The organism is Bacteroidales bacterium, assembly GCA_035647615.1.
Classification (GTDB): Bacteria; Bacteroidota; Bacteroidia; order Bacteroidales; family 4484-276; genus SABY01.
This window is the reverse complement of the sequence record DASRND010000025.1, coordinates 121,933-144,697: the sequence shown is the minus strand read 5'-3', so window position 1 is coordinate 144,697 and position 22,765 is coordinate 121,933. Positions and strand designations below refer to the sequence as shown.

15 protein-coding genes are annotated in these 22,765 nt (G+C 46.1%); 7 read left to right on the top strand and 8 right to left on the bottom strand.

The annotated features are described in order from the left end of the window. Positions 1-50: 50 nt before the first annotated feature. From VFC92_08390 to htpG, 7 genes are all read right to left on the bottom strand, one after another. Positions 51-2,987 carry an insulinase family protein gene (locus tag VFC92_08390; protein ID HZK08205.1) on the bottom strand — a complete coding sequence of 979 codons (2,937 nt, stop codon included), beginning with the start codon at positions 2,985-2,987 and terminating at the stop codon, positions 51-53. 426 nt (positions 2,988-3,413) lie between these two features. Then, entirely contained in the window at positions 3,414-4,610 is a 1,197-nt protein-coding gene (locus tag VFC92_08385; protein ID HZK08204.1) for an MFS transporter, read from the bottom strand. 79 nt (positions 4,611-4,689) lie between these two features. Next, positions 4,690-5,745, bottom strand: a complete 1,056-nt coding sequence (locus VFC92_08380) for a VOC family protein (protein HZK08203.1) — start codon at positions 5,743-5,745, stop codon at positions 4,690-4,692. Beyond that, positions 5,742-6,539: an SDR family oxidoreductase gene (locus tag VFC92_08375; protein HZK08202.1), complete on the bottom strand. Its 798-nt coding sequence runs from the start codon at positions 6,537-6,539 to the stop codon at positions 5,742-5,744. Before VFC92_08375 ends, VFC92_08380 begins: the two co-directional genes overlap by 4 nt. Before the next feature lie 46 nt (positions 6,540-6,585). Further along, on the bottom strand, positions 6,586-7,851 hold the full coding sequence (locus VFC92_08370; protein HZK08201.1) for a DEAD/DEAH box helicase: 1,266 nt from the start codon (positions 7,849-7,851) through the stop codon (positions 6,586-6,588). A gap of 245 nt (positions 7,852-8,096) precedes the next feature. Beyond that, positions 8,097-8,558 carry a TPM domain-containing protein gene (locus tag VFC92_08365; protein HZK08200.1) on the bottom strand — a complete coding sequence of 154 codons (462 nt, stop codon included), beginning with the start codon at positions 8,556-8,558 and terminating at the stop codon, positions 8,097-8,099. A 114-nt stretch (positions 8,559-8,672) separates the two neighbouring features. Continuing rightward, on the bottom strand, positions 8,673-10,586 hold the full coding sequence (gene htpG / locus VFC92_08360; GenBank protein ID HZK08199.1) for a molecular chaperone HtpG: 1,914 nt from the start codon (positions 10,584-10,586) through the stop codon (positions 8,673-8,675). 440 nt (positions 10,587-11,026) lie between these two features. On the opposite strand from htpG, the gene VFC92_08355 reads away from it, so the two are divergent. The 7 genes from VFC92_08355 to VFC92_08325 all read left to right on the top strand — a co-directional run bounded on the left by VFC92_08355 (position 11,027) and on the right by VFC92_08325 (position 19,994). After that, a complete protein-coding gene (locus tag VFC92_08355; protein HZK08198.1) occupies positions 11,027-11,251 on the top strand; it encodes a DUF4492 domain-containing protein in 225 nt (74 codons plus the stop codon). 54 nt (positions 11,252-11,305) lie between these two features. Continuing rightward, positions 11,306-12,889, top strand: coding sequence for a cytochrome ubiquinol oxidase subunit I (locus VFC92_08350; GenBank protein ID HZK08197.1), 1,584 nt, complete (start codon positions 11,306-11,308; stop codon positions 12,887-12,889). Between the two features lies 1 nt (position 12,890). Continuing rightward, entirely contained in the window at positions 12,891-14,072 is a 1,182-nt protein-coding gene (gene cydB / locus VFC92_08345; protein ID HZK08196.1) for a cytochrome d ubiquinol oxidase subunit II, read from the top strand. A gap of 46 nt (positions 14,073-14,118) precedes the next feature. Continuing rightward, complete coding sequence (locus tag VFC92_08340; GenBank protein HZK08195.1) at positions 14,119-14,244, top strand: hypothetical protein; 126 nt, start codon at positions 14,119-14,121, stop codon at positions 14,242-14,244. A gap of 425 nt (positions 14,245-14,669) precedes the next feature. Beyond that, positions 14,670-18,545 carry a T9SS type A sorting domain-containing protein gene (locus tag VFC92_08335; protein HZK08194.1) on the top strand — a complete coding sequence of 1,292 codons (3,876 nt, stop codon included), beginning with the start codon at positions 14,670-14,672 and terminating at the stop codon, positions 18,543-18,545. 78 nt (positions 18,546-18,623) lie between these two features. Further along, positions 18,624-19,328 (top strand): RsmE family RNA methyltransferase, encoded by a 705-nt coding sequence (locus VFC92_08330; protein ID HZK08193.1) that lies wholly within the window; start codon positions 18,624-18,626, stop codon positions 19,326-19,328. Between the two features lie 9 nt (positions 19,329-19,337). After that, positions 19,338-19,994, top strand: coding sequence for a DUF4159 domain-containing protein (locus VFC92_08325; GenBank protein HZK08192.1), 657 nt, complete (start codon positions 19,338-19,340; stop codon positions 19,992-19,994). Positions 19,995-20,113: 119 nt separating this feature from the next. On the opposite strand, the gene VFC92_08320 is transcribed toward VFC92_08325, so the two are convergent. After that, a complete protein-coding gene (locus VFC92_08320) occupies positions 20,114-22,753 on the bottom strand; it encodes a valine--tRNA ligase (GenBank protein ID HZK08191.1) in 2,640 nt (879 codons plus the stop codon). Between the last annotated feature and the right edge of the window lie 12 nt (positions 22,754-22,765).

Here is a 22,765-nt window from a genome sequence, read left to right as displayed (position 1 = left end):
AAAAAACCCGGACGATTTGCCCGGGTTTTTGCATTGGTACAATCTCTTTATTAATAATTAAAAACCTCTTCCAGCGTCAGCACTTCGGGCTTGGCTATCCGCGAAAGCGCAGCCATATCGAGGCTGTTTTTATTGCCCAGAATCATGAAGTTGTAATGATGTCCGCTGATTAACTTGTCGAAGAAATCCTGGCGGAAGCTCTCGATGGTAACGTTGTTGGCGTATTCATAAACGTCGCGGCGGATGTCGTAGTCGATGCCTTTGTCCATGTTGCTGAGGTAGGTCCAGAAAACACCGTCTTTGATGATGCGCTCGGTGTTAATCTTTTTGATGATCGATTCCTTGGCCAGCTCAAACTGTTTTTCGGCCACGGGCATCTGGTTCATCAGCTCGAGCATGGCGGTGGTGGCCATTTCCAGTTTGTCGGCCTGGGTGCCCACAAAGCCATATACGGAGTTGTTGAGGAGCGTATCGCGTGGGACGGAGAATGTGCAGAAAGCGCTGTAAGCCAGTGCCCGCGATTCACGAATTTCCTGAAAGACGATGGAGGAGAGACCACCGCCAAAGTATTCGCCGAAAAGTTGTGAAGGAGCGATGAGGTTTTTGTCGAACGTACTGCTTTTACTTACCAGAATCACGTTGGCCTGCACCATGTCATAATCGACGATGTAAACTTTGCTTTCGGTATTGTCGAGCTGCACGTACTTGATCTCTTCGGGCAGAGGTGTCACCGCGTCGGGCAGGCTGTGTAGATTTTTGATCTCTTTGCGGGCATGGTCGAAACTGGCCGGACCGTAGTAAAAAATCTTATGCTCGAAGTTGGTCATCTCCCCGATCATATCGGTAAGCGTTGCCGGATCGATGGCTTTGAGTTCATCTGCAGGAATCACATTACGAAACGAAGAGTTCTGACCATAGATGCCATAGTTGAGCAGACCGCCCCAGAGAATGGCATTTTGATTTTTCTTGCTGTTGTTTTGTTTTTTAAGCAATCCGTCCACATAATCAGAGTAGGCCTGCTGATCAGGTTTGGCATTTTTGAGCACATCTTCAAGTAACTCAATGGCTTCAACATACGATTTACTAAGGCCAGAGATATAAACATACGAGCGGTCGTCGCCGGCGCTCACGCCAAAGGAAAGCCCCAAACGGAAAAGCTCACGCTGCAGCTCGGCAGCGGTGTATTTATCGGTGCCCAGATAGGGAAGGTAATTCACCGCCAGCGGAAAAAGCCGGTTGTGATTTTTACCCATGTCGATGATGTAGTTGAGCGTGAAAATCTCGTTATTTTTATTTTTGATATAAAACATCTCAACACCGGGCATCAGCTCCGATTTCTCGATTTGCTCTTCAAAATTAACAAATACCGGTGCAACGTCTTCCGATTGCTGGCTGGCAAATTCTTTAAAGAACTCCGATTGGTATTCTTTGTTGATCGGAACAGGTGTGAGCGCCGGTTTTTCCACGCGCATGATGTTATCGCTAACTCCGTGGCGTTTGTAAACCACCACATAGTTATCGGTGTAATGTGTGTTGGCGAAGTTTACAATTTCTTCTTTTGTAATTTTTTCCATCGAATCCATAAACCTTAGCCGCTCGTCGATGCTGATGCCTTTTACATAGTTATCCACATAAGTGTAAACCCTGCTAAAGTTGCTTTCGTTGCTGCGAATTTCGCTCAGGCGCATATCGTTCACGAGCGCTTCGATCATCCAATCGTCAAATTCTCCATTCTTTATCTTGTCGAGTTGCTCCAGCATCAGGTCTTTTACCTCTTCGAGCGACTGATCCTGACGCGGTGAAGCAGCAAAAACGTGCATTCCGTAATCTTTCAGAAACTGGGCATAACTATAGGCGTTGAGCACCTTTTGTTGTTGCACCAGATTGAGGTCGATCAGGCCAGCCTGGCCGTTGCTCAGCAACTGGCTTATCATGGTCACCATCTTGTTATCGTAGCTGTAGTCGCCGTCGAAGCGGAAGGCCAGCATCATACTTTCAGCATCTGGGCCGGTCACCTCTTTTACTATTGATCCTTCCAGCGGTACTTCCACCGGCTGAACCACTTTGGGCAATTCCTTGGATGGAATTTTACCAAAAGTCTCATCAATCATTTTTATGGTGGCGTCGAAGTCGAGATCGCCGGCAAGCGCCACGGCCATATTGTTGGGCACATACCAAGTGTGGGCAAACTCATAGATATTTTTCATCGATGGGTTTTTTATGTGTTCGGGCAGCCCGATTACGTCGCGGCCATAGGGATGATTTGGAAACATGGCTTTCATCATCACCGCAACCATACGGCTGCGGTCGCGGTCCTGATACATATTAAATTCTTCATACACGGTTTCGAGTTCTGTGTGAAACAACCGCAGAACGATGTGGCTGAAACGTTCGCTCTCCAGAGAAAGCCATTTTTTTAGTTCGTTGGCCGGGATGTCGTTAATGTAAACCGTGTAGTCGTAGCTGGTGCCCGCATTGGTATTTTTGGCGCCGATGCTCGAAACCATCTTATCGTATTCGTTGGTGGCTACAAAGGTGGCAGCTATTCCCGAAAGGCTGTCGATGCTTTTGTAGATTCGTTTTTTCGCCTCAGGATCAGAAGCGTTTTTGTGTTCGTCAAAGAGGTTTTCGATCTCTTTGAGAATCGGCTCCTCTTCGGCCCAGTTTACGGTTCCAATCTTACCGGTACCTTTAAACATCATGTGCTCGAAGTAGTGTGCGAGGCCGGTGGTTTCGATGGGATCGCTGGTAGAACCGGCGCGAACACCGATGAGCGTAGAAATACGTGGCTCGTCGGGATTTACCGAAAGGTAAACTGTCAGTCCATTGTCGAGGGTATAAACCCGCGTTTGCAAGGGGTCGTCGGCCACGGTGGTGTAGGTGTAATCGTTGGAATCGGTGTGGGTGGTAACTTTGTACTTTTCGCTCTGGCAGGCGAACATCATACCCACGGCTGCAAGTAGCAGCACAAGTTGGAGTCTTTTCATTGTATTAATTTGATTAATGATTGAAGAATAGTTTTTAAAAAAATGTATTTATATTAAAATGACAAGGCGTTTTATTTTATTAATAATAAGTCATTTTTCGGCACGAAAGTAAAATAAAATCTGTCATTTCTATAAATAAGGGATAGGTCAATTATAGATCATTTACAAAAACATTCTCATTACCAGCCTATGCGCTATGGTGTAGAGAGTTTCTTTCTGTTTTTCTCTGCGCCTCTCCACCTCCGCAGTTAAATGCTTTTTTCACCACAGAGCAACAAGGACACAGAGATTATGGAAACCTCTTTCTTCTGTCTTTACTCTGTGTCTCCGTACATTCGTGGTTTATTCTTATTTTTTTTCTGCGTCTCCACGTCTCCGCGGTTAAACTCTTCTTTTCTTCCATGCCTCAAAAGAAATGTCAATAATTTAATGATTCTTTCCTTCTTCCGTTTTAAACTTTCCTGCCACCAATGCCAGCAGTAGCAGAATTATGAGCGCGGAAACAGCGCCGGTGTAGAATGCAGCAGCCATGCCGGCGGTTGCATAAACCAATCCTGTAATCACAGGGCCGAGGGTTTGACCCAGCCGCAGCACCATGCCGTTTACCGACATAAAAGCAGCGCGGTATTGGTTGGGAACGCTACCGGCCAACAGCGTTTGTATGCCGGGAATATTAATACCCATAGCAGTTCCAAAGATAGCTGCCGGAAACAGCATCATCCATTTGCTCCCGATAGTCGGGATCAGCAGCATACTTACAACATATAAAGTGTTGGCGACGAGCAGCAAAGGCTTGTAATGAAATCGTGCCGCCAGCCGCCCCAGATTGGGCGACACCGCAGCGGTAGTTACCGAGCCCATTGATAAAACCAGACCTATCTCCCAGGCCTCAGCGCCAAAGCGTCCGTAGAGCAGCAGCGGCAGGTAGGTAAGGTACGAACCATACAATATTATAAAGGTGAAGACACTCACCAGGAAGAGCGCGATAACGTTGCGATGCTTGAGATAGCTGGCCACACCACGCAGGTAAGTTTTAAAAGGCTGCATCGCTTCCGGCGCCGGCGTGTGCATTCGCAGCACGATCCAAAGCCCAACCGGCACGGCAAGCACCGGCAGGAAAAAAGGGAAATACCAGCCAATCATGGCCAACGCACCACCGATAGCGGGATAGGCCGCTGTGCCGATGCTCAGCACGCTGGCGTTGGCGCCCATGGCAGTGGCTCGTTGACGTCCTTCGTAAAAATCGCCTACCAGCGTCACATTGATGGAACCGAGGCTGGCTGCGCCCACACCCTGAAAAAACCGAAACACCAGCAACCAAGTGAAGTCGCGAGTAAAGCCACAGGCCACTCCGGCAGCAGCAAACAAAAATAATGACGGCACCACGACAGTCTTTCGTCCGTAACGGTCGGCAAGGATGCCCAGAAAAGGATTAAGGAAAATGCCCGGAAGCGTAAACATTGTGATGAGCAGTCCCACCTGCTGATTGCTGATTCCCAGCACCTGGCTGATGCGCGGAAACACTGGCGTAATAGACGAAACGCCCATCACGGCAATGAGTGTGATGGAGAAGATCATCTGCAGCTTCTCCTGAAATATCAGTCGCTGTGGTGATTGGGGCATGGGGTTATTGGTTGTTCTCTCCGGATAGGCTGGATTCGTTCTTCGTTAATCGTTAATTGTTAATCGTTCTTCGTCAGACCTAAAACTTCCTGACCATAGCCATAAGCTTGAAAAACCATTTTGGCAGTGGTTTTATCTGTCCGCGTTTTTGAAGGTTGAGATACCAACCCAGCTTTTTCATCATGGGAATTTTGTGTGTTTCCACAAATTCTATCAGGGCGCCGTCGGGGTCTTCGATGTAGCCGAAATGCCCTGCTGCTGCGCCCATATCAAAACTATCGGCGCTATCGACGGTAAAAGCATGACCTGCCGCAGCACATTCTTTACGCAAAGCATCCATTCCAACAATATCAAAACAAACATGGATATATCCCAGGTCGCCCCAAAAACGATTGTCGAAGATTTTGCGCGGCGTACGATCCAGCGCCTGCACCAGCTCCAAATTGCTGTTCCTCAGCAGCGGACTAAAGGCGCCGCCGCGTGGCAAACGATGCCCCAGCAGCACCCGGCGGTAACGTTCTTTGCCGCCATGGAGCGATTGCCAGTCGTCGAAGACATCGGTATTGTCATAAATAATATGATCGTAACCCAGAATCTTTTTATAAAAATCGACGCTTCGCTGCATGTCGCTTACGCCAATGATAAGCCCCGAACTACCCCCGGTAAGCTTCTTCTGCTGCAGCAACCAGTCGTCCCCCTGCTCTATTTGAAAGAGATTGTTGTAGGGATCTTTCATAAAAAAATAACAGCTACCGTTGGGCGCTTTCATCACCGGTGAAAGTATATCGAGTTTTTCGCGCGAAAAGTCGGCATGTGCTTTATCCACGTCGGGAGATTTTATTTTACATGCATAAAACCCCAGGTCGCCGGGTTGCAGATCGAATGCCGGCGGCACTGGCGTACGCTGTTTGTATTGCCAAATTTCAAAACCGCCACCACCTTGCATGTTGTAGGTGAGAATGGCGTGACGATACTGCGGCTTGTTGCCGGTGTAAGGCAGCATCAGTACGGCCTCGGCGGCCTCATCAAAAATGGCGACATCGTAACCAAAATATTTGCTGTACCAGTCGCGTGCCTGATAAACATCCGACACCCCGATGCCTATTTGCTGGATGCCTGCAATAGTCTTTGTCATGTTTGCTGAGTTTTTTTGTTGACGAGTTTGTAATAGAGTGCCGGCAGCCACCTTCTTATCCATACCATGGCGAGTTCGGTGCCACCGACGAGTTTTTCTTTTTTCTTTTTAGCTATAGCTTTCGCAATATGGCGGGCACAAGCTTCCGCGGTGATGCCGCCGGCCTGTCCGGCGTCCATTTTGCCGTGGCTGCTTCCGTCAGCTTTTAACGAATGAATCGAGATATTCGTCTTCACCCTTCCGGGCAATATCATCGTTACAAAGATATGGTCGCGATGGTGCTCGGTGCGCAGCGTTTCGAAATAACCATGCAGCGCGTGTTTGGCAGCGGAATAAGTCGAACGCAGTGGCCAGCCAAATTTACCCACAATACTACTCACCACCACCAGATGGCCACGCTGCTGCCGAACCATTATCGGTAAAACCGCTTTTGCCAGGGCTACGGTTCCAAAATAATTCACTTCCATCAACCGACGCTCGACGGCGGCGGGTGTTTCCAAAACTTTTGAGCGCTGACTGATTCCACCATTGAGAATGAGCAGATCGATAGTGCCAAAAGCAGCAATCACCTGCTGCACCTTATCGGAATAGTCGCTTTTATCTTCCAGATCGAGTGGCAATACCAACACGCCAGCAGCATAAGGCTTGCACTGCTGTTCGGTTTCCCGGAGCAACTCCTGGTTGCGCGAAGAAAGCACAAGCCGAGCACCTGTGCGAGCATAGTGCAAAGCCAACGCTCGCCCGATACCTGATGAAGCGCCAGTGATCCAGATGGTGGTTTTTGTAATTTTCACGAATTGAAATTGATGATGCGTTTATTTTCTTTTCGTACTCTGCAGTTTATTGCGGTTTGCGATATGCCGGACGCCGTTTTTTTTGCTGATAGCCACCACGCGCCTGCGGTGACTTGTATTGTGCCGGGCGACGGCCAAAAGATTCGGCAGGTTCCGGAGTTTCTTCAATAGTACCATCGTCCGGGAAAGGATGATGGGCTACAACGTGAATTTGTTTGGCAATGAGTTTTTGAATATCGCGCAGGTAAGGTTTTTCTTCGGCGTCGCAAAACGACAGCGAAATACCGGTGGCACCCGCCCTTCCTGTTCGGCCAATGCGATGCACATAAGTCTCAGGGATGTTGGGCATGTCGTAATTGATCACGTGTGAAATGTCGTCTACGTCGATACCACGGGCTGCTATATCGGTGGCAACCAAAACATTGGTACTGCCACTCTTGAAATCGCCCAATGCCTTCTGCCGTGCGCTCTGCGACTTATTACCATGGATAGCGTCGGCATTGACATTGGCTTTCGCCAAAAGTTTTACAATCTTGTTAGCACCATGCTTGGTGCGCGAAAACACTAACGCCGAGCTTACCGATTCCGTTTGGAGCAGATGCACCAGCAGCTTGGTTTTTTCTTTTTTATTAACAAAATAAACCGATTGGTCTACCTTTTCGGCGGTAGTCTGCTCGGGCATAATGTCGATGCGCTGCGGGTTTCCTAATATTTTTCGCGAAAGCGTAATAATGTCGGCCGGCATGGTGGCTGAGAAAAACAGCGACTGGCGGCGGCGTGGCAGTTTGTCGATAATCTTGCGAATGTCGTGGATGAAACCCATGTCGAGCATGCGGTCGGCTTCGTCGAGCACAAAATATTGGATCTGATCCAGCTTGATAAAACCCTGCTGCATGAGGTCGAGGAGGCGGCCGGGTGTGGCTACCAACACTTCTACACCACGCTGCAATGCCTGAGTCTGATTGCCTTGTTTTACGCCACCAAAAATTACGGTATGCCTGATGTTGGTATACCTTCCGTAGGCTTCAAAACTTTCGTCGATTTGTATGGCCAGCTCGCGCGTAGGTGTAATGATGAGCGCCCGAATAGCATTGCTGTTATTTTTTTGTTCGCGATCATTGTAAATATGTTGCAGGATAGGCACGGCAAAAGCTGCCGTTTTGCCGGTACCAGTCTGTGCGCAGCCAAGCAAATCGTTGCCGCGCAATAATATGGGAATAGCCTTTAGCTGAATAGGTGTAGGTTGCGAATAGCCTTCGAAGTCGAGAGCTTTTAAAATGGGATCAATAATCCCTAATTCTTTGAATGTCATAGTTTTTTAAAATTGGCGGCAAAGGTAGCGCAATTAATTTGTATGGGTTACTAACCCGCTTTGGCAACTCTAAGGCACGCTGTTGGAAAGAATAGATTTTTAATAGATTTAAATGCCTGGCAAATTCGCAGGATGCGAGCCATGGCCAATTACAATAAGGTTTTTAAGGAAAATGATCTGGTGATTTTGTAAAGTCGGATGAACGACATATAGTGAGGTGCTGCAGGAGAATAACCTTCCTCCTCCTACCCTATCGACACTTCGTCGGGTAGCTCGTTAACGCCGTTGTTTCGGTAAGGAAAAAAACTTTTTAGATATTGTCCGGTACGGCCAATACCGTGGATAAGGCCATCAGTGAAACGATTTTCGCGGAAATAGTCAAGCATCTCCAGCTTTAGCGCCTCCCAAAACATAGGTGAAGTGGACAGCCTTATTCCTTTATCGCAGATGACAGCAAACTTGCGGTTGCGCACTGCCAGATAAAAAAGCACTCCGTTGCGGTTTTCGGTTTTATATCCTACTTTTTGGAAAAAGACTTCACTGGCACGCTTCATTACATCACCGCTACAAACATCTTCTATGTGCACCACCATCTCACTTGAAGTGTCCAATTCGGCGTTAAGCACTGCTTGTTTGATGTCGTCCAGGTCTTGCTGGCTGAGCGCTTGCATCTCATCCTGGGAATCTACAGGGGAGGTTCTAATCATAGCGTCAATTTTTATTCACTGCTTTATTCATAAGTTTCGACCTGAAAAAAAACAGGGCGTTTCCAAGGTTTAGAATGGTAACGCCCTGTAGAGATATTTATTTACAAAAATGAATTATAAAATTTCGACACTACGACGGATAAAGCGGGTAAGGTCTTCGCCGCGCAGTAGGTTTTGCGAAAGCAGGGCAATGTCAATCAATTGTTTGGCCAGCTGCTTACGCGCTTCCTCATCGATTTCGCCGGCAAGTTTGGTAATGAGCGGGTGGTTGCTATTAACGATCAGGTTGTAGCTGTCGGGCAGGTTTCCCATTCCCATCATGCCGCCGCCCAGTGCCGACATATCTTTCATGCGGCGCATAAATTCGGGCTGCGTGATGAGTACCGGCAAGTCTTTCTCGCTCAGGTTGTCGAACATCACCGTGAATTTCGTTTTATCCACAGATTCCTCAAACACCGGTTTGATGGCTTCTTTCTGTTTGTCGTCGAGTTTGGAAGGCAGTTTGTCGTCGTTCTTTTTTATCAGATTGTCGATGGTGTCGGCATCCACGCGTGCAAAGGTGGTGTCGTCGAGTTTTTGTTCGAGGGTATTGATAAAATGATTGTCGAGCATGCCGTCCATGAGCAGCACCTGATAACCGCGGTCGCGTGCAGTATGAATGTAGCTGTGCTGTTCGTCGGCATCGGTGGCATAGAGATACACCACTTTTTTGTCTTTGTCTTTCTGACTTTCCTTGATCTTTTCGCGGAACTCGTCGAGCGTAAAGGCTTCTCCTTCTGTATTTTTGACCAGCACAAAGTTACGGGCACGTTCGTAAAACTTCTCGTCGGAGATCATACCAAAATGAATAAACACTTTGATGTCGTCCCATTTTTTCTCGAACTGCGGGCGGTCATTTTTATAAATCTCGTCCAGTTTGTCCGCCACCTTTTTGGTGATGTGGTTGGAGATTTGTTTTACGCGGCGATCGCTTTGTAAATAACTACGCGACACATTGAGTGGGATGTCGGGCGAGTCGAGCACGCCATGCATCAACGTTAGGAATTCAGGCACAATGCCTTCAACCGAATCTGTGACGAAAACCTGGTTGGCGTAGAGCTGGATTTTGTCGCGCTGAATTTCCAGATTCTTTTTCACCTTGGGGAAATACAATATCCCGGTAAGGTTGAAAGGATAGTCGACGTTGAGATGAATATGAAACAGAGGCTCCTCCCAATTCATGGGATAAAGCTCACGATAGAAATTATTGTAATCTTCGTCGGTAAGGTCGGCGGGCTTGCGTTTCCACAGCGGGTCGGTGTTGTTGATGATGTCAGGCTTTTCAACTTCGGTGTATTTGTCGTTGCCATCTTTGTCTTTTTCACCTTCTACTTTCACCTGTTCTTTACGGGTTCCAAACTGGATGGGCACCGGCAGGAAACGGCAATATTTTTTGAGCAACTCGCGAATTTTGTACTCTTCCAAAAATTCTTTCTCGTCGTCACTGATGTGCAGAATTACTTCTGTGCCGCGCTCTTTCTTGTCGGCCTCAAGCATTTCGTAGTCAGGACTACCGTCACAAACCCATTTCACCGGCTTGGTGGCGCCACCTTTTTTGTAGGTTTTGGTGATAAGCTCCACCTGATCGGAAACCATAAACGCTGAATAAAATCCCAGCCCAAAATGGCCGATGATAGCATTTTGCTCTGCTTCTGATTTTGTCTTGAATTTTTTTACAAACTCCTCAGCACTCGAAAAGGCGATCTGGTTGATGTATTTGTCCACTTCATCGGCGGTCATACCGATGCCGCGGTCGCGGATGGTAAGAGTTTTTTTCTTTTTATCTACCTCCACATGAATGGTAAGATCGCCAAGATCCTCTTTGAAATGACCGGTGCTGGCCAACGTTTTGAGTTTCTGGGTAGCATCGACAGCATTGGAGATAAGCTCGCGCAAAAATATCTCGTGGTCGGAATAAAGAAACTTTTTAATGATCGGAAAAATGTTCTCCGTTTGTACGTTGATTTTCCCTTTTTGTATCTCTTTCATAATTTACAGAATTACTAATTTCTGCCGGCGCAAATCAAAGGCTATGCCACCACCCCGAAGGCTGACAATATGTCCCCACAAATGGCAGATTTCAAACTCCGGCTATTTTCTCTGTACCCTTTGTGCAAAACTTTGTGATCATTATGATTAAATCAAACTCCCGGAAAAATTTTATCTCCTTCTGCTAATTTGGAATTGCTTATAAATAAGATGCTAAAACCATGTGAATGAAATGGTTTAACCCGGATCAATACAAAAGCACAACAAATCAAAAACAGCATTTTGATGAAGCGTCGGTTGTCGAATGGAAAATAGTTCTACTTTTAACCTCTCAAAACAACACGCATTTACCACTCATAAAAGAATATTTATGATAAGGAGGGATTTGATATCGAACAACAAACTAAAATAAGGATCGCAGGAATTTTAAAATTTTTACTATGAATTCGAAAGGCAACATTGTGGGCAGGATATGGCGCTTTTACTACAACGGCTTTGCCTCGATGACCTGGGGGCGACAGTTGTGGCTGATCATTTTCATCAAACTATTCATCATGTTTGTGGTGTTGAAACTGTTTTTCTTTCCCAATTTTCTCAAAACTAATTTCGACACTGATTCCGAAAGGAGCAACTATGTAATTGAACGCCTCACCGACATCGATTAAATAATACTACACAAGTTCTTTATAAAAAACACGTAATAACTAAATCAAAAGAAAATGGAAAACTTCGACATTCTCCTCGTCGACTGGTCGCGGGGACAATTTGCGCTCACGGCGATGTTTCACTGGATATTTGTGCCATTGACGCTCGGGCTTGCATTTATCATCGCCATTATGGAGACGATTTATGTGCGCACCGGCGACGAAAAGTGGAAAACTCTCACCAAGTTCTGGGCGAAGCTTTTTGGGATCAACTTCGCCATCGGCATCGCTACGGGCATCATCCTGGAATTTGAGTTTGGCACCAACTGGAGCAACTACTCCTGGTTTGTAGGCGACATCTTCGGCGCGCCGCTGGCCATCGAAGGCATCATGGCCTTTTTCCTGGAATCAACTTTTATTGCCGTGATGTTTTTTGGCTGGAACAAGGTGAGCAAAGGGTTTCACCTGCTCGCCACCTGGCTGGTAGCTATCGGTGCCAACCTCTCCGCATTGTGGATTCTGGTGGCCAACGCCTGGATGCAAAACCCGGTGGGTATGGCTTTTAATCCTGACACAGCCCGCAACGAAATGGTCGACTTCTGGGCGATACTTTTTTCGCCTACCGCCATCAACAAATTTTTGCACACCATTGCCTCCGGCTACGTTTTGGCTGCAATATTTGTAGTTGGCATCTCAGCCTGGTTTCTACTCAAGAAACGAAACACTGTTTTTGCCAAACAAAGCATTGTGATAGCCTCAGTTTTTGGAATCGTAAGTTCGTTATTTTTGATATTCACCGGCGACGAATCTGCGCGTGAAGTAGCAAAAGTACAACCCATGAAATTTGCCGCAATGGAAGCATTAGCGGATGGAGGCACCAATATCCCGCTTGTCGCAATAGGCCATCTCGAAAATCAGCCAGCAACCGCACCGGGAGGGGAATTGCAGTTCCGCGATTTTATTTTTAAAATAGAAATACCCAGCTTGCTCTCCTTAATGACTTATCTCGACCCAAACGCTTACATTCCAGGCATGAGGGATATCATAAATGGCTACCATGATCCTCACACCGGCAAAGATGTGCCTTCTTATCCCGAAAAGATACGACGTGGCAAAGAGGCCATTACCACTCTCAAAATGTACAAAGAAGCGATGAGCGATGGCGATCCCGAAAAGATAGAAGAATATGGTGCACGCTTCGATGACCCAGAATGGATTGACAATACATTCAGGTATTTTGGCTTTGGATATTATAATGATGACAACATGGCCGGGCTTGTGCCCAATGTGCCGATCGCGTTTCACTCTTTTCATCTCATGGTGATACTTTCCATGCATTTTCTGGCGCTGTTCTTTGTGATGCTCCTATTCGTTTTACGCAACCGGCTGGAGAAAATGCAGTGGCTGCTTTATATAGCTATCTGGACCATTCCGCTGGTTTACATCGCCAGCCAGGCCGGTTGGGTGCTGGCCGAACTAGGACGCCAACCCTGGGTAATACAGGATCTGATGCCCACGCTGGCTGCCGTTTCGCAGCTCGATTCCAGTACCGTGCAGGTTACTTTCTGGCTCTTTGCCATCACCTTCACCACGCTGTTTATCGCCGAAATAAAAATTATGATTACTCAAATAAAAAAAGGAATGACAGGAGGAAAATAACATGTTTGAAACACTATCATTATTATCATTGCAGCAATACTGGTGGATCATCATATCATTGCTGGGCAGCCTGCTGGTATTTTTATTCTTTGTGCAGGGCGGCCAAACGCTCATCTACCGACTGGGCAAAACTGAAATGGAACGTAAGATGATCGTCAACTCGCTGGGGCGTAAATGGGAATTTACCTTTACTACCCTTGTAACTTTTGGCGGTGCCTTTTTTGCCAGCTTTCCGCTATTTTATTCGACAAGCTTTGGGGGCGCTTACTGGGTGTGGATGATTATCCTGTTTGCTTTTATCATACAGGCCATCTCCTATGAATACCGCACCAAACCCAACAACTTTTTAGGACAAAAAACCTACGAAGCTTTCCTATTTGTTAATGGAGCGGTTGGTACCATACTTATTGGCGTAGCTGTTTCTACCTTTTTTACCGGAAGCGAATTTTCGGTTGATAAACTCAACCTAACCAACATTTTCGGCACGGGCTCTACAGCCATCTCAGCCTGGCAAGGTCCGGCGCACGGATTGGAAGCTGCACTCAACATCCAAAACCTATCGCTGGGACTGGCAGTCTTTTTTCTGGCGCGCGTGCTGGGCATCCTTTATCTCGACAACGACATCGACGACAAAAACATCAAACAACGCGTTCGGCGCCAGCTCATTATTAATGGAATTCCCTTTGTCGTCTTCTTTCTGCTCTTTACCGGACTGTTGCTCACAAAAGATGGCTTTGCAGTAGTTCCGCAGGATGGAGTCGATCCATTGTTCTGGACTGTGCAGATGGAACCTTATAAATATCTGCATAACTTTCTGGCGATGCCGGTGGTACTTATTCTGTTTTTGATTGGTGTGCTGGCGGTGCTTTGGGGTCTAATCGGTACAATTTTAAGCAAATGTTCCAAGGGTATCTGGATAGCCGGCGCCGGCACAGTATTCACCGTTTTCTCCTTATTTCTGGTTGCAGGTTTCAACCTTACGGCTTTCTACCCTTCCACATACGATCTGAACAGCTCTTTAACCATCATGAATAGTTCCTCAAGCCACTTTACGCTTACGGTTATGGGCTATGTTTCGCTGATGGTTCCCTTTGTTCTGGCTTATATCGTAATTGCCTGGCGCGCCATTAACAACAAAAAAATAACTTCACAGGAATTCGATGAGGAATGGCATTCTTATTAAATTTCCCTTTTATTAAATCATTGTTTCATCTAAAAAAACGAACGATATGCACCTACTACAAATCATACAGCTCTTGCTCTGGCCGGCAGTAATTCTGATCACCTATTGGTTGGCAAGATATTATCTGAAAAAACTGAACAAAAAACTAGTTGAAGACGGCGAGAACGTTTGATCATGCCAACCCGATAACAGTTAATAATAAAACTACGGCAGTTACCTTGGGGTAGCTGTCGTTGGTGTTTATAAGTTGTTGATAAAAAATAACGTAAATTAAGATGTTTCTTTTGCGAATAAAGCGCTCCCACATCGAAGATTTAATTATTTTTGCATCTCTTTGGATTGTATAGATGTAAAAGAAGGCTTTGCGTTAATCTTTGTTAATAATAAATACCCAAGGAAATTTCAAAGTAAGGGTTATGTAGTTAAAAATCATTGCTTTATGATTTAAAAGGAGATTTCAATGCTGTTTTAGAAAAAAAATCAGTTTGAGGTGTGGATTTTAATAATTATAATTGCAGTTGATTTTCCTAAATTGTAACATTCATCAAGCTCAAGAAAATAACAATAAACCAAATATTCATTTAAAATGAGATCATTATGAAAACGTTTACTAAATTTTGCCTTTTGGCATTCGTGATTGGTTTTTCAGTCTCTTTGACTGCCCAGAAGCTACCTGATAATCAAACAGGTAATACTGCTCCTGACAAGTTAGAGCTGATTCGCCAGTTGCATGGCCCCACAGCACAGGTACCTTTAGCCCCCAATGGTTCCAAAGCTATTGGTGATGATTGCACCAACCCGGAGATCATCAACATTACCAGTGGCAACGGGCTTCCTTTACCGCTGAATAATCAAACCACTACAGGAAGAGGCAACAATTACGAAAATACCTGCCTCAACGATTTCGACGGCGGAGAAGACATGATTATCGAACTTAATCTGGCTTTCGACACCACCCTCACCTTCACCATCGACCCCAAAGGCACCCCTTTTTCGGGTATGGCTCTCAACGAGGACTGTTACGATAATCCCACAGCCACGTGTCTTGCTGTTAGTACCGATACCTATGGCGACGGAATGGAACATGGTTTTGCCATTGCACTTGAAGCAGGCACCTACTACCTGATTATCGACAGCTGGCCAAATGTCAAAAGCTTTTCCATCCCTGACTTCAATTTGGTTATCGCAGCTACCACTGTAGTACCTAACGATGATTGCGCAAACGCAATAGCCGTTGGCGAAGTGAATGGTAAGTACTTTTCGACATTAGAAGCTACGCCCAGTGTATGGCCGCTCGATGGAAAATACGACATATGGTACAGCTACACAGCATCATTCACAGGAAACGCAACTGTAGATGTTTGTGACAGCGACTTTGACACTTACCTCGAAGTTTATGATGCTTGCAATGGAGCATTGCTTGATTTCAATGATGACGCTTGTGATTTACAATCCAAGGTGACTCTTCCTGTTACAAATGGCAGTGAATATGTTGTCAGAGTAGCTGGATTTGATAATGAAACCGGTGAAGGCTTCTTAAGCATTTACGAGGAAACTACCTGCACCTTACCTCCTGTAGGAACTGCCGAAGGTGAAGTCTGCGGCGATTTTGACAACGATGGATGTAACATCGATCCACCAGCTTTCTTTACCGTTGCTGATGGCGATTTGATTTTTGGCAATCTCTCTGCTGAGAATAACGAACGGGACACCGACTGGTTCGAACTCACCATCGGAGCAATCAGCAGTGTTAAACTCTCAGTTAAAGCCGAGCAAGCCACTACCTTTGGTTTAGTGATGCAAGCTGAATTGGGAGTTCCCGGATGCGATAACTTAGGCAACTACTTTACACATTACAAAAATCTGCCTGCTTGTCTGGAAGATTCAATCGAATTTATGAACCTACCTGCAGGCACCTATTATTTCATGGTTGCCCCAACAAGCTATAATGGACACCCGTGTCCCGGATACAATTATTACGCTGAGTTTGTTGTAGAAGCTAACGCAGTTGGAACCATCAGTGGTGTAGTTACTGACGGCCTTGCCGGTATTAATGGCGTGACTGTTTCGGCTGATGTTTTTAGCACTACTACCGATGCTTTAGGAAATTATTCGTTTGACATTCCCGCCGGAACTTACGCCGTTACTGCCAGCGGATTTGGAGTTGGATATTCCACTTCAACAGCTACCGGCGTAGTTGTTACAGATGGAAATATCACAATGCAGGATTTTGAACTAAACGACAAGCGTCCTACACTCACCGCAGCATCTGATCCGGCATACGGCTACGTAGAGCTTGATTGGGCTCCGGCTGCCAAGAAACAAGAAAAAGGTACTGATGTCGTAATGGGCGAAGTTGAAAGCAACAACGACTATCTTCCTTCCACTACCATGGATCTGGATTTTACACTTACTGCCTACGCACCCGAGAATCCCGCTGGATTTCAGGATTGGGGAGCTTATTTCGAAATTGAACTGCCTGCAGGATTCACCATAGTTTCAGCAACGGATTTTCCATTAGCTGATGGAACTACCTTACCGGCAACCATTGATGGACAAAAGGTCTATTGGGAAACTGGACTTGAACCTTTCTGGAAAGATAACATCCCAATGCATTTTATCGATTTCTCAATAAATGTTACCACTGCTGCCATTGTCGGCCCTCAGGTAGCTGGATATTACTTTATGAGTGATGGCACAACGGGCGACCCAAACGACTTTAACGGATATGTCACTATCTATGAAAATGGCGGCGATTATGTTCCCACTTTCAACGTTTACCGCATGCTCGATAACGGTGCTCCAGGATACGAATTTATCTGGTTGCTCAAAGGCACCCCCGAAACAGGAATGTTCGACGTAATCCATGATGGCAACTGGTGCTACTATGTAACTCAGATCATGCTTGACGGAACAGAATCTGCACCTTCGGACACAGTTTGTGTAGAAGTAGTTAGCGGATGCGGTGATGCTATAGATTACGGTGTCCCCAACGATCCTGCAGTGGATGCTGAAACACTTGTAGCAGAACAACTGCAGTGGTTCACTGTTGAACTCCTGAACGACATGGACATCTTTGTTTCTACCTGCGGTTCTGATTTTGACACCTACATCGCTTTGTATGATGATTGCGAAAATGTACCTAACTTCCCTGCCGTGATTCCTGATGGAGCTATCGGCTTTGCCTATGATGGTTGTAATAATGGTGCGGCAGCATCTGGTTTCTGCGACCTGGAAGCCGGTGTCTATTACATTGCCGTTGGTGGTGAAAATGGTGAGTTTGGCAACATCAACATTAACATCACTCAGGTACAATGTCTGACTATCCAGAAAGACTGGAGTGGATTCTCAATCTACATGGAACCGGCACCCAGCACAGCTATTGAGGATGTATTAGCAGGTCTTTCTGAGAACATGATCATCACCGTCCGTCAGCAGCCGCCGCTTGGTGTCTGGTGGGTTCCCCAAAACATCAATACCATTGGTGACATTACACCCATCTTAGGCTACAAATCAAAAATGATAGTCAAAGATAGCTGCATTGTTACAGGAATCGAAACTACCAACAAAACTGTGAATATCCCCAAGGGTTCCAGTTACCTCCCGGTAAGGGTTCCCTACGAAGTAGCTACATCCGATTTTGCTGATGCCGTTGGCTCAAACCTGTTATTTTTACACAATATATTCACAACTGACACATGGTGGCCAAATGGTGGCATTTATACACTTCTCAACCTGAAACCCGATGAGGCTTACCTGCTTAATATGTACAATGCAGACACCTATACCTATCCACCATTTGATGCAAAATCATCAAAATCGTCAGGTGCAACAAAACCATACAAAGGTGAAAATCTTACTTGGAACGAAGTTGAAAATACGGGTATTTCTCATTTTATATCTATCGAGGCTACAGTGCTTGAATCGCTTGAACTTGATGACCAAATCGGTGTTTTCAATACAGAAGGATTATGTGTTGGTTTCTTGGAAGTTACTACTCAAGACAACAACATCCTGCTTTTGGCCTTTGGTGATGAAATGATATTAACACCTAACGTAGTAGATGGACTGACTGAGGGCGAACTGATGAGCTATCGACTGTATCGACCTTCTACCGAGCAGGAGTTTGTAGCTACAGTTACATACAACACCTCCATGCCCCACCACAACGGACTTTTCGCCGTCGAAGGCTTGTCGATGATCAGTGAAATGAAACTGAGCGCGGTAGCTATTGGAGAGAAGACTTTGGAATCAGTAGCCATTTATCCTAACCCAACCACTGGCCAGTTAACGATAAAAGGTCTCGACAAAAATGCTACCCTCACTATTACCAACGTAAAAGGTCAGGTGATTTATCGTGGTGTAATTGCCGAGAGCACTACCATCAATCTTTCGACACAGCCCAAAGGAATCTACTTTGTGCAGCTTGTCAACGAAGAATCTACACGTATTCAGAAAGTTATTCTCGAATAATGATCTTAAAGTTCATCAAAAAAACCTGCTCTGTAACCGGAGCAGGTTTTTTTATTGTTTCAAATTAATAATAAGGAGATGCACTGGTTTTATTCGACGACAATCGATGGCGATCAATTTACTACCGACGCTGAGGAGTCGCGTCACATCAGTCGCGTCCTGAGGTTGGTACCTGACGATCGTGTGATTTTTACCGATGGTATCGGGCATCGTTTTACTTGCAGGTTACTCGACAATAATATACGGGAGTGCCGTTTCGAAGTTATCGAAAAGGAGCTTGTTCCGACGCCTCCCCACCGGCATAATAACATTGCGGTAGCTCCTACCAAAAACATGGCACGATTTGAATGGTTTCTCGAAAAAGCTACTGAGATTGGCATCGGCATTATTACGCCATTGCAATGTCAACATTCGGAACGGGTAAGGATTAACCCCGAGCGTCTGCACAAAATTCTGGTTGCCGCCATCAAACAATCGCAACAAACCTGGTTGCCGGTGCTCAAAGAGCTTACCGCATACAATAGTTTCGTCGGTCAACAAAAGGACACCACCCAAAAGCTGATTGCATACATGAGCGATCAAGCCCACAAGCCGTTATTCGATATTGCAGAACCGGGCAGGGATGTGGTGGTGCTGATTGGTCCGGAGGGCGATTTTAGCAGCGAAGAAATCACAATGGCGCAGCGCCATGGATTTGAACCAATAAGTTTGGGCGAAAATCGTTTAAGAACGGAAACTGCTGCACTTGTAGCCTGCCATACACTGGCGCTTAAAAGTCGATAATATCTGATTATGAAAAAAATATTTGCCTTACTCGTTATTGCTGCGATTCTGACGACAGCCGCCATACCCAAAGGCGGCGTGCAGATCGCATTGCTAAAATACAAAGGTGGCGGCGATTGGTATGCCAACCCCACCTCGCTGCCAAACCTGATAGCTTTTGCTAATAAGCAGCTAAAAACCACCATCAACAGTGAGCCGGCAACTGTAGAGGTAGGCAGCACCGATATATTCAATTATCCTTTTGTTCATCTCACCGGACACGGTAACGTGGTGTTCTCCACACAAGAAGCACGCAACCTCCGGGAGTATTTGCTGGCCGGAGGCTTTTTGCATATCGACGATAATTATGGTCTGGATAAATTCATTCGTCCGCAGATGAAAAAGGTTTTCCCGGAACTCGATTTTGTGGAGTTACCTTTCGACCACCCTATTTATCACCAAAAATTTCATTTCACCAGCGGCCCACCCAAAATACATGAACATGATGGCAAACCATCACAGGGATTTGGGCTGATATGGGAAGGACGCCTGGTTTGTTATTATACCTATGAAACCGATCTGGGAAACGGGTGGGAGGATTACGAAGTACACAAAGACTCGGAAGAAACCCGGCTAAAAGCTTTGAAAATGGGTGCCAACATGTTGCAGTACATCTTTTCAGAATAGAATAAAAAGCCACTAATTCAAACTACAAACAAAAATTCCAAACACGAGTGTTTGGAATTTTGAATTTTAGCTATTGAGATTTATTTGGATTTTACTTCATTGGATTTTGGAATTTAATCTCATCCTTGCAGCGCAGCAATCTGATCGGTGATAACCTTAATCTTATTTTCGGCATCCAATAGCTTCTTGCGTTCGCCGGCAACCACCGCCTCCGGTGCATTATTTACGAAGCGCTCGTTGGAGAGTTTCTTCTTCACCGAATTGTGAAAACCTTGCGTGTATGTTAGTTCATCTCGCAACTTCTTTATCTCACCTTCCACATCCACAGTTTCTGTGAGCGGAATATAGAATTCGGTGGAACGCACCACAAACGAAAGCGCATTATCAACTTTTTCATCCACATATTCAAGCTTTCGCAGATTGCAAAGTTTGGCTATCAATCCATCAAAAGTAGTATCAGGCTGCTGGTCGAGATTCTTTTTGATATAAAACTCCAGAGATTCCTTCTGCGGGATGTTGCGAGCAGCTCTTACATTTCTGGCTGCATTCACAACCTCTTTGGCAAAATCGAATTGCTCGAGAATTTTGTGATGAATACGCTGTTGCTCAGGCCAGGACGCTATAATAATGCAATCTTCATCGGCACGATCAGCCAGCAGGTGCCACACCTCCTCGGTAAGAAATGGCATAAAAGGATGCAACACCTTCATCAGGTTTTCGAAAATATTTATCGTTCGCTCGTAAGTAATTGCATCGACAGGTTGTTGATATGCAGGCTTGATCATCTCGAGATACCACGAACAGAAATCGTCCCAAACAAGTTTATAAGTAGCCATCAAGGCATCCGAAATGCGGTATTTGGCATAATGCTCATCGATGGTTTTTAGCGCATCGTTAAATTGCGCCTCGAACCAATCGGCGGCAATGGCACTGTTTTCAGGCTGCGGTATATTGCTGTCTATTTCCCAGCCTTTTACCAAACGCATCGCGTTCCAGATTTTATTACTAAAATTACGGCCCTGCTCACAAAGCGAAACATCAAAAGGCAAATCATTGCCTGCAGGTGAAGTAAACAACATTCCCACACGCGTTCCGTCGGCGCCATATTGCTTCATCATCTCCACCGGATCGGGTGAGTTACCCAGAGACTTGGACATTTTGCGTCCTTGCTTGTCGCGCACAATTCCCGTAAGGTAAACGTTTTTAAAAGGTATCTCACTGCGGTACTCCAGTCCGGCCATGATCATGCGGGCCACCCAGAAAAACAAAATTTCAGGTGCCGTGACCAGGTCGTTGGTAGGATAATAATAATTGATGTCGGGATTATCGGGATGGCGAATTCCATCGAAAACCGAAATAGGCCACAGCCACGACGAAAACCAGGTATCGAGCACATCTTCATCTTGCTTAACATCGTCGAGGGTAAGATTTTCGAGTTCGGGATATTGCGCACGCGCTTTTTGCAAGGCTTCTTCAGCCGACTTAGCCACAACCATTTCGCGATTGGGCAGGTAATAAACGGGAATGCGCTGTCCCCACCAAAGCTGCCGCGAAATACACCAGTCGCGCACATTTTCCATCCAGTGGCGATAAGTATTTTTAAACTTACGTGGATGAAAAGCAACGGTATCGTCCATCACCACTTCCAGCGCCGGGCCAGCCAGCTCCGACATCTTCAGAAACCACTGCAGCGAAAGCTTAGGCTCGATGGGCACATGCGTGCGTTCGGAATATCCAACTTTGTTTTGGTAATCTTCTACTTTTACAAGATTGCCTGCTGCATCGAGATCTTTCACAATTTTGCGGCGCACCACATCGCGATCTTCGCCCACATAAAGCTGAGCAGCTTCGTTGAGGGTGCCATTGTCGTTGAAAATATCGATACTGTCGAGCTTGTGCCGGATTCCGATTTCATAATCGTTGAGATCATGCGCCGGAGTAATCTTGAGGCATCCGGTACCAAATTCCATATCGACATACTCATCTTGAATAATGGGTACCGGACGGTTGAGGAGCGGAACCAGGACACGTTTTCCGGCCAGACTTGTAAATCGTTTGTCGCCGGGATTTACACAAACAGCCGTATCGCCCAAAATCGTTTCAGGCCGCGTGGTAGCGATGGTCACCCACTGATTGTCTTCATTTTCGACTTGATATCTTACGTAATAAAGTTTGGAATTTTCTTCCTGATACACCACCTCTTCGTCGGAAAGTGCTGTGAGGGCGGCAGGGTCCCAGTTTACCATGCGCACGCCACGATAAATCAATCCTTTGTTGTACAAATCGATAAAAACATCAATCACCGACTCGTACATGCTCTCGTCCATGGTGAAACGGGTTCGTTCCCAATCGCAGGAGGCTCCGAGTTTTTTGAGTTGTTCGAGGATGATTCCTCCGTGTTTTTCTTTCCATTCCCAGGCATGTTCCAGAAACTCGCTGCGGCTCAGATCCTTTTTGTCGATATTTTTTTCTTTAAGATGCGCCACTACTTTGGCCTCGGTGGCAATAGAAGCGTGGTCGGTGCCAGGCAGCCACAAAGCATTTTTGCCCTGCATACGGGCGCGCCGTACCAGCACATCCTGCAAGGTATTGTTGAGGATGTGTCCCATGTGCAACACGCCGGTAACGTTAGGCGGCGGAATGACGATACAAAAAGGCTCCCGGTCGTCGGGCACTGATCTGAAATAACCTTTCTCCATCCAGCATTGGTACCACTTGTCTTCGGTAAGCGACGGATCGTATTTTGAAGGAATCTGCATTGTACTTGAATT

Excerpts from the sequence above, each read along its gene's own strand:
- VFC92_08330 (HZK08193.1), top strand. The coding sequence starts at position 18,624 with ATGCACTGGTTTTATTCGACGACAATCGATGGCGATCAATTTACTACC.
- cydB (HZK08196.1), top strand. The coding sequence starts at position 12,891 with ATGTTTGAAACACTATCATTATTATCATTGCAGCAATACTGGTGGATC.
- htpG (HZK08199.1), bottom strand. The coding sequence starts at position 10,586 with ATGAAAGAGATACAAAAAGGGAAAATCAACGTACAAACGGAGAACATT.
- VFC92_08355 (HZK08198.1), top strand. The coding sequence starts at position 11,027 with ATGAATTCGAAAGGCAACATTGTGGGCAGGATATGGCGCTTTTACTAC.
- VFC92_08365 (HZK08200.1), bottom strand. The coding sequence starts at position 8,558 with ATGATTAGAACCTCCCCTGTAGATTCCCAGGATGAGATGCAAGCGCTC.
- VFC92_08350 (HZK08197.1), top strand. The coding sequence starts at position 11,306 with ATGGAAAACTTCGACATTCTCCTCGTCGACTGGTCGCGGGGACAATTT.
- VFC92_08325 (HZK08192.1), top strand. The coding sequence starts at position 19,338 with ATGAAAAAAATATTTGCCTTACTCGTTATTGCTGCGATTCTGACGACA.
- VFC92_08380 (HZK08203.1), bottom strand. The coding sequence starts at position 5,745 with ATGACAAAGACTATTGCAGGCATCCAGCAAATAGGCATCGGGGTGTCG.
- VFC92_08390 (HZK08205.1), bottom strand. The coding sequence starts at position 2,987 with ATGAAAAGACTCCAACTTGTGCTGCTACTTGCAGCCGTGGGTATGATG.
- VFC92_08385 (HZK08204.1), bottom strand. The coding sequence starts at position 4,610 with ATGCCCCAATCACCACAGCGACTGATATTTCAGGAGAAGCTGCAGATG.
- VFC92_08340 (HZK08195.1), top strand. The coding sequence starts at position 14,119 with ATGCACCTACTACAAATCATACAGCTCTTGCTCTGGCCGGCAGTAATT.
- VFC92_08370 (HZK08201.1), bottom strand. The coding sequence starts at position 7,851 with ATGACATTCAAAGAATTAGGGATTATTGATCCCATTTTAAAAGCTCTC.
- VFC92_08335 (HZK08194.1), top strand. The coding sequence starts at position 14,670 with ATGAAAACGTTTACTAAATTTTGCCTTTTGGCATTCGTGATTGGTTTT.
- VFC92_08320 (HZK08191.1), bottom strand. The coding sequence starts at position 22,753 with ATGCAGATTCCTTCAAAATACGATCCGTCGCTTACCGAAGACAAGTGG.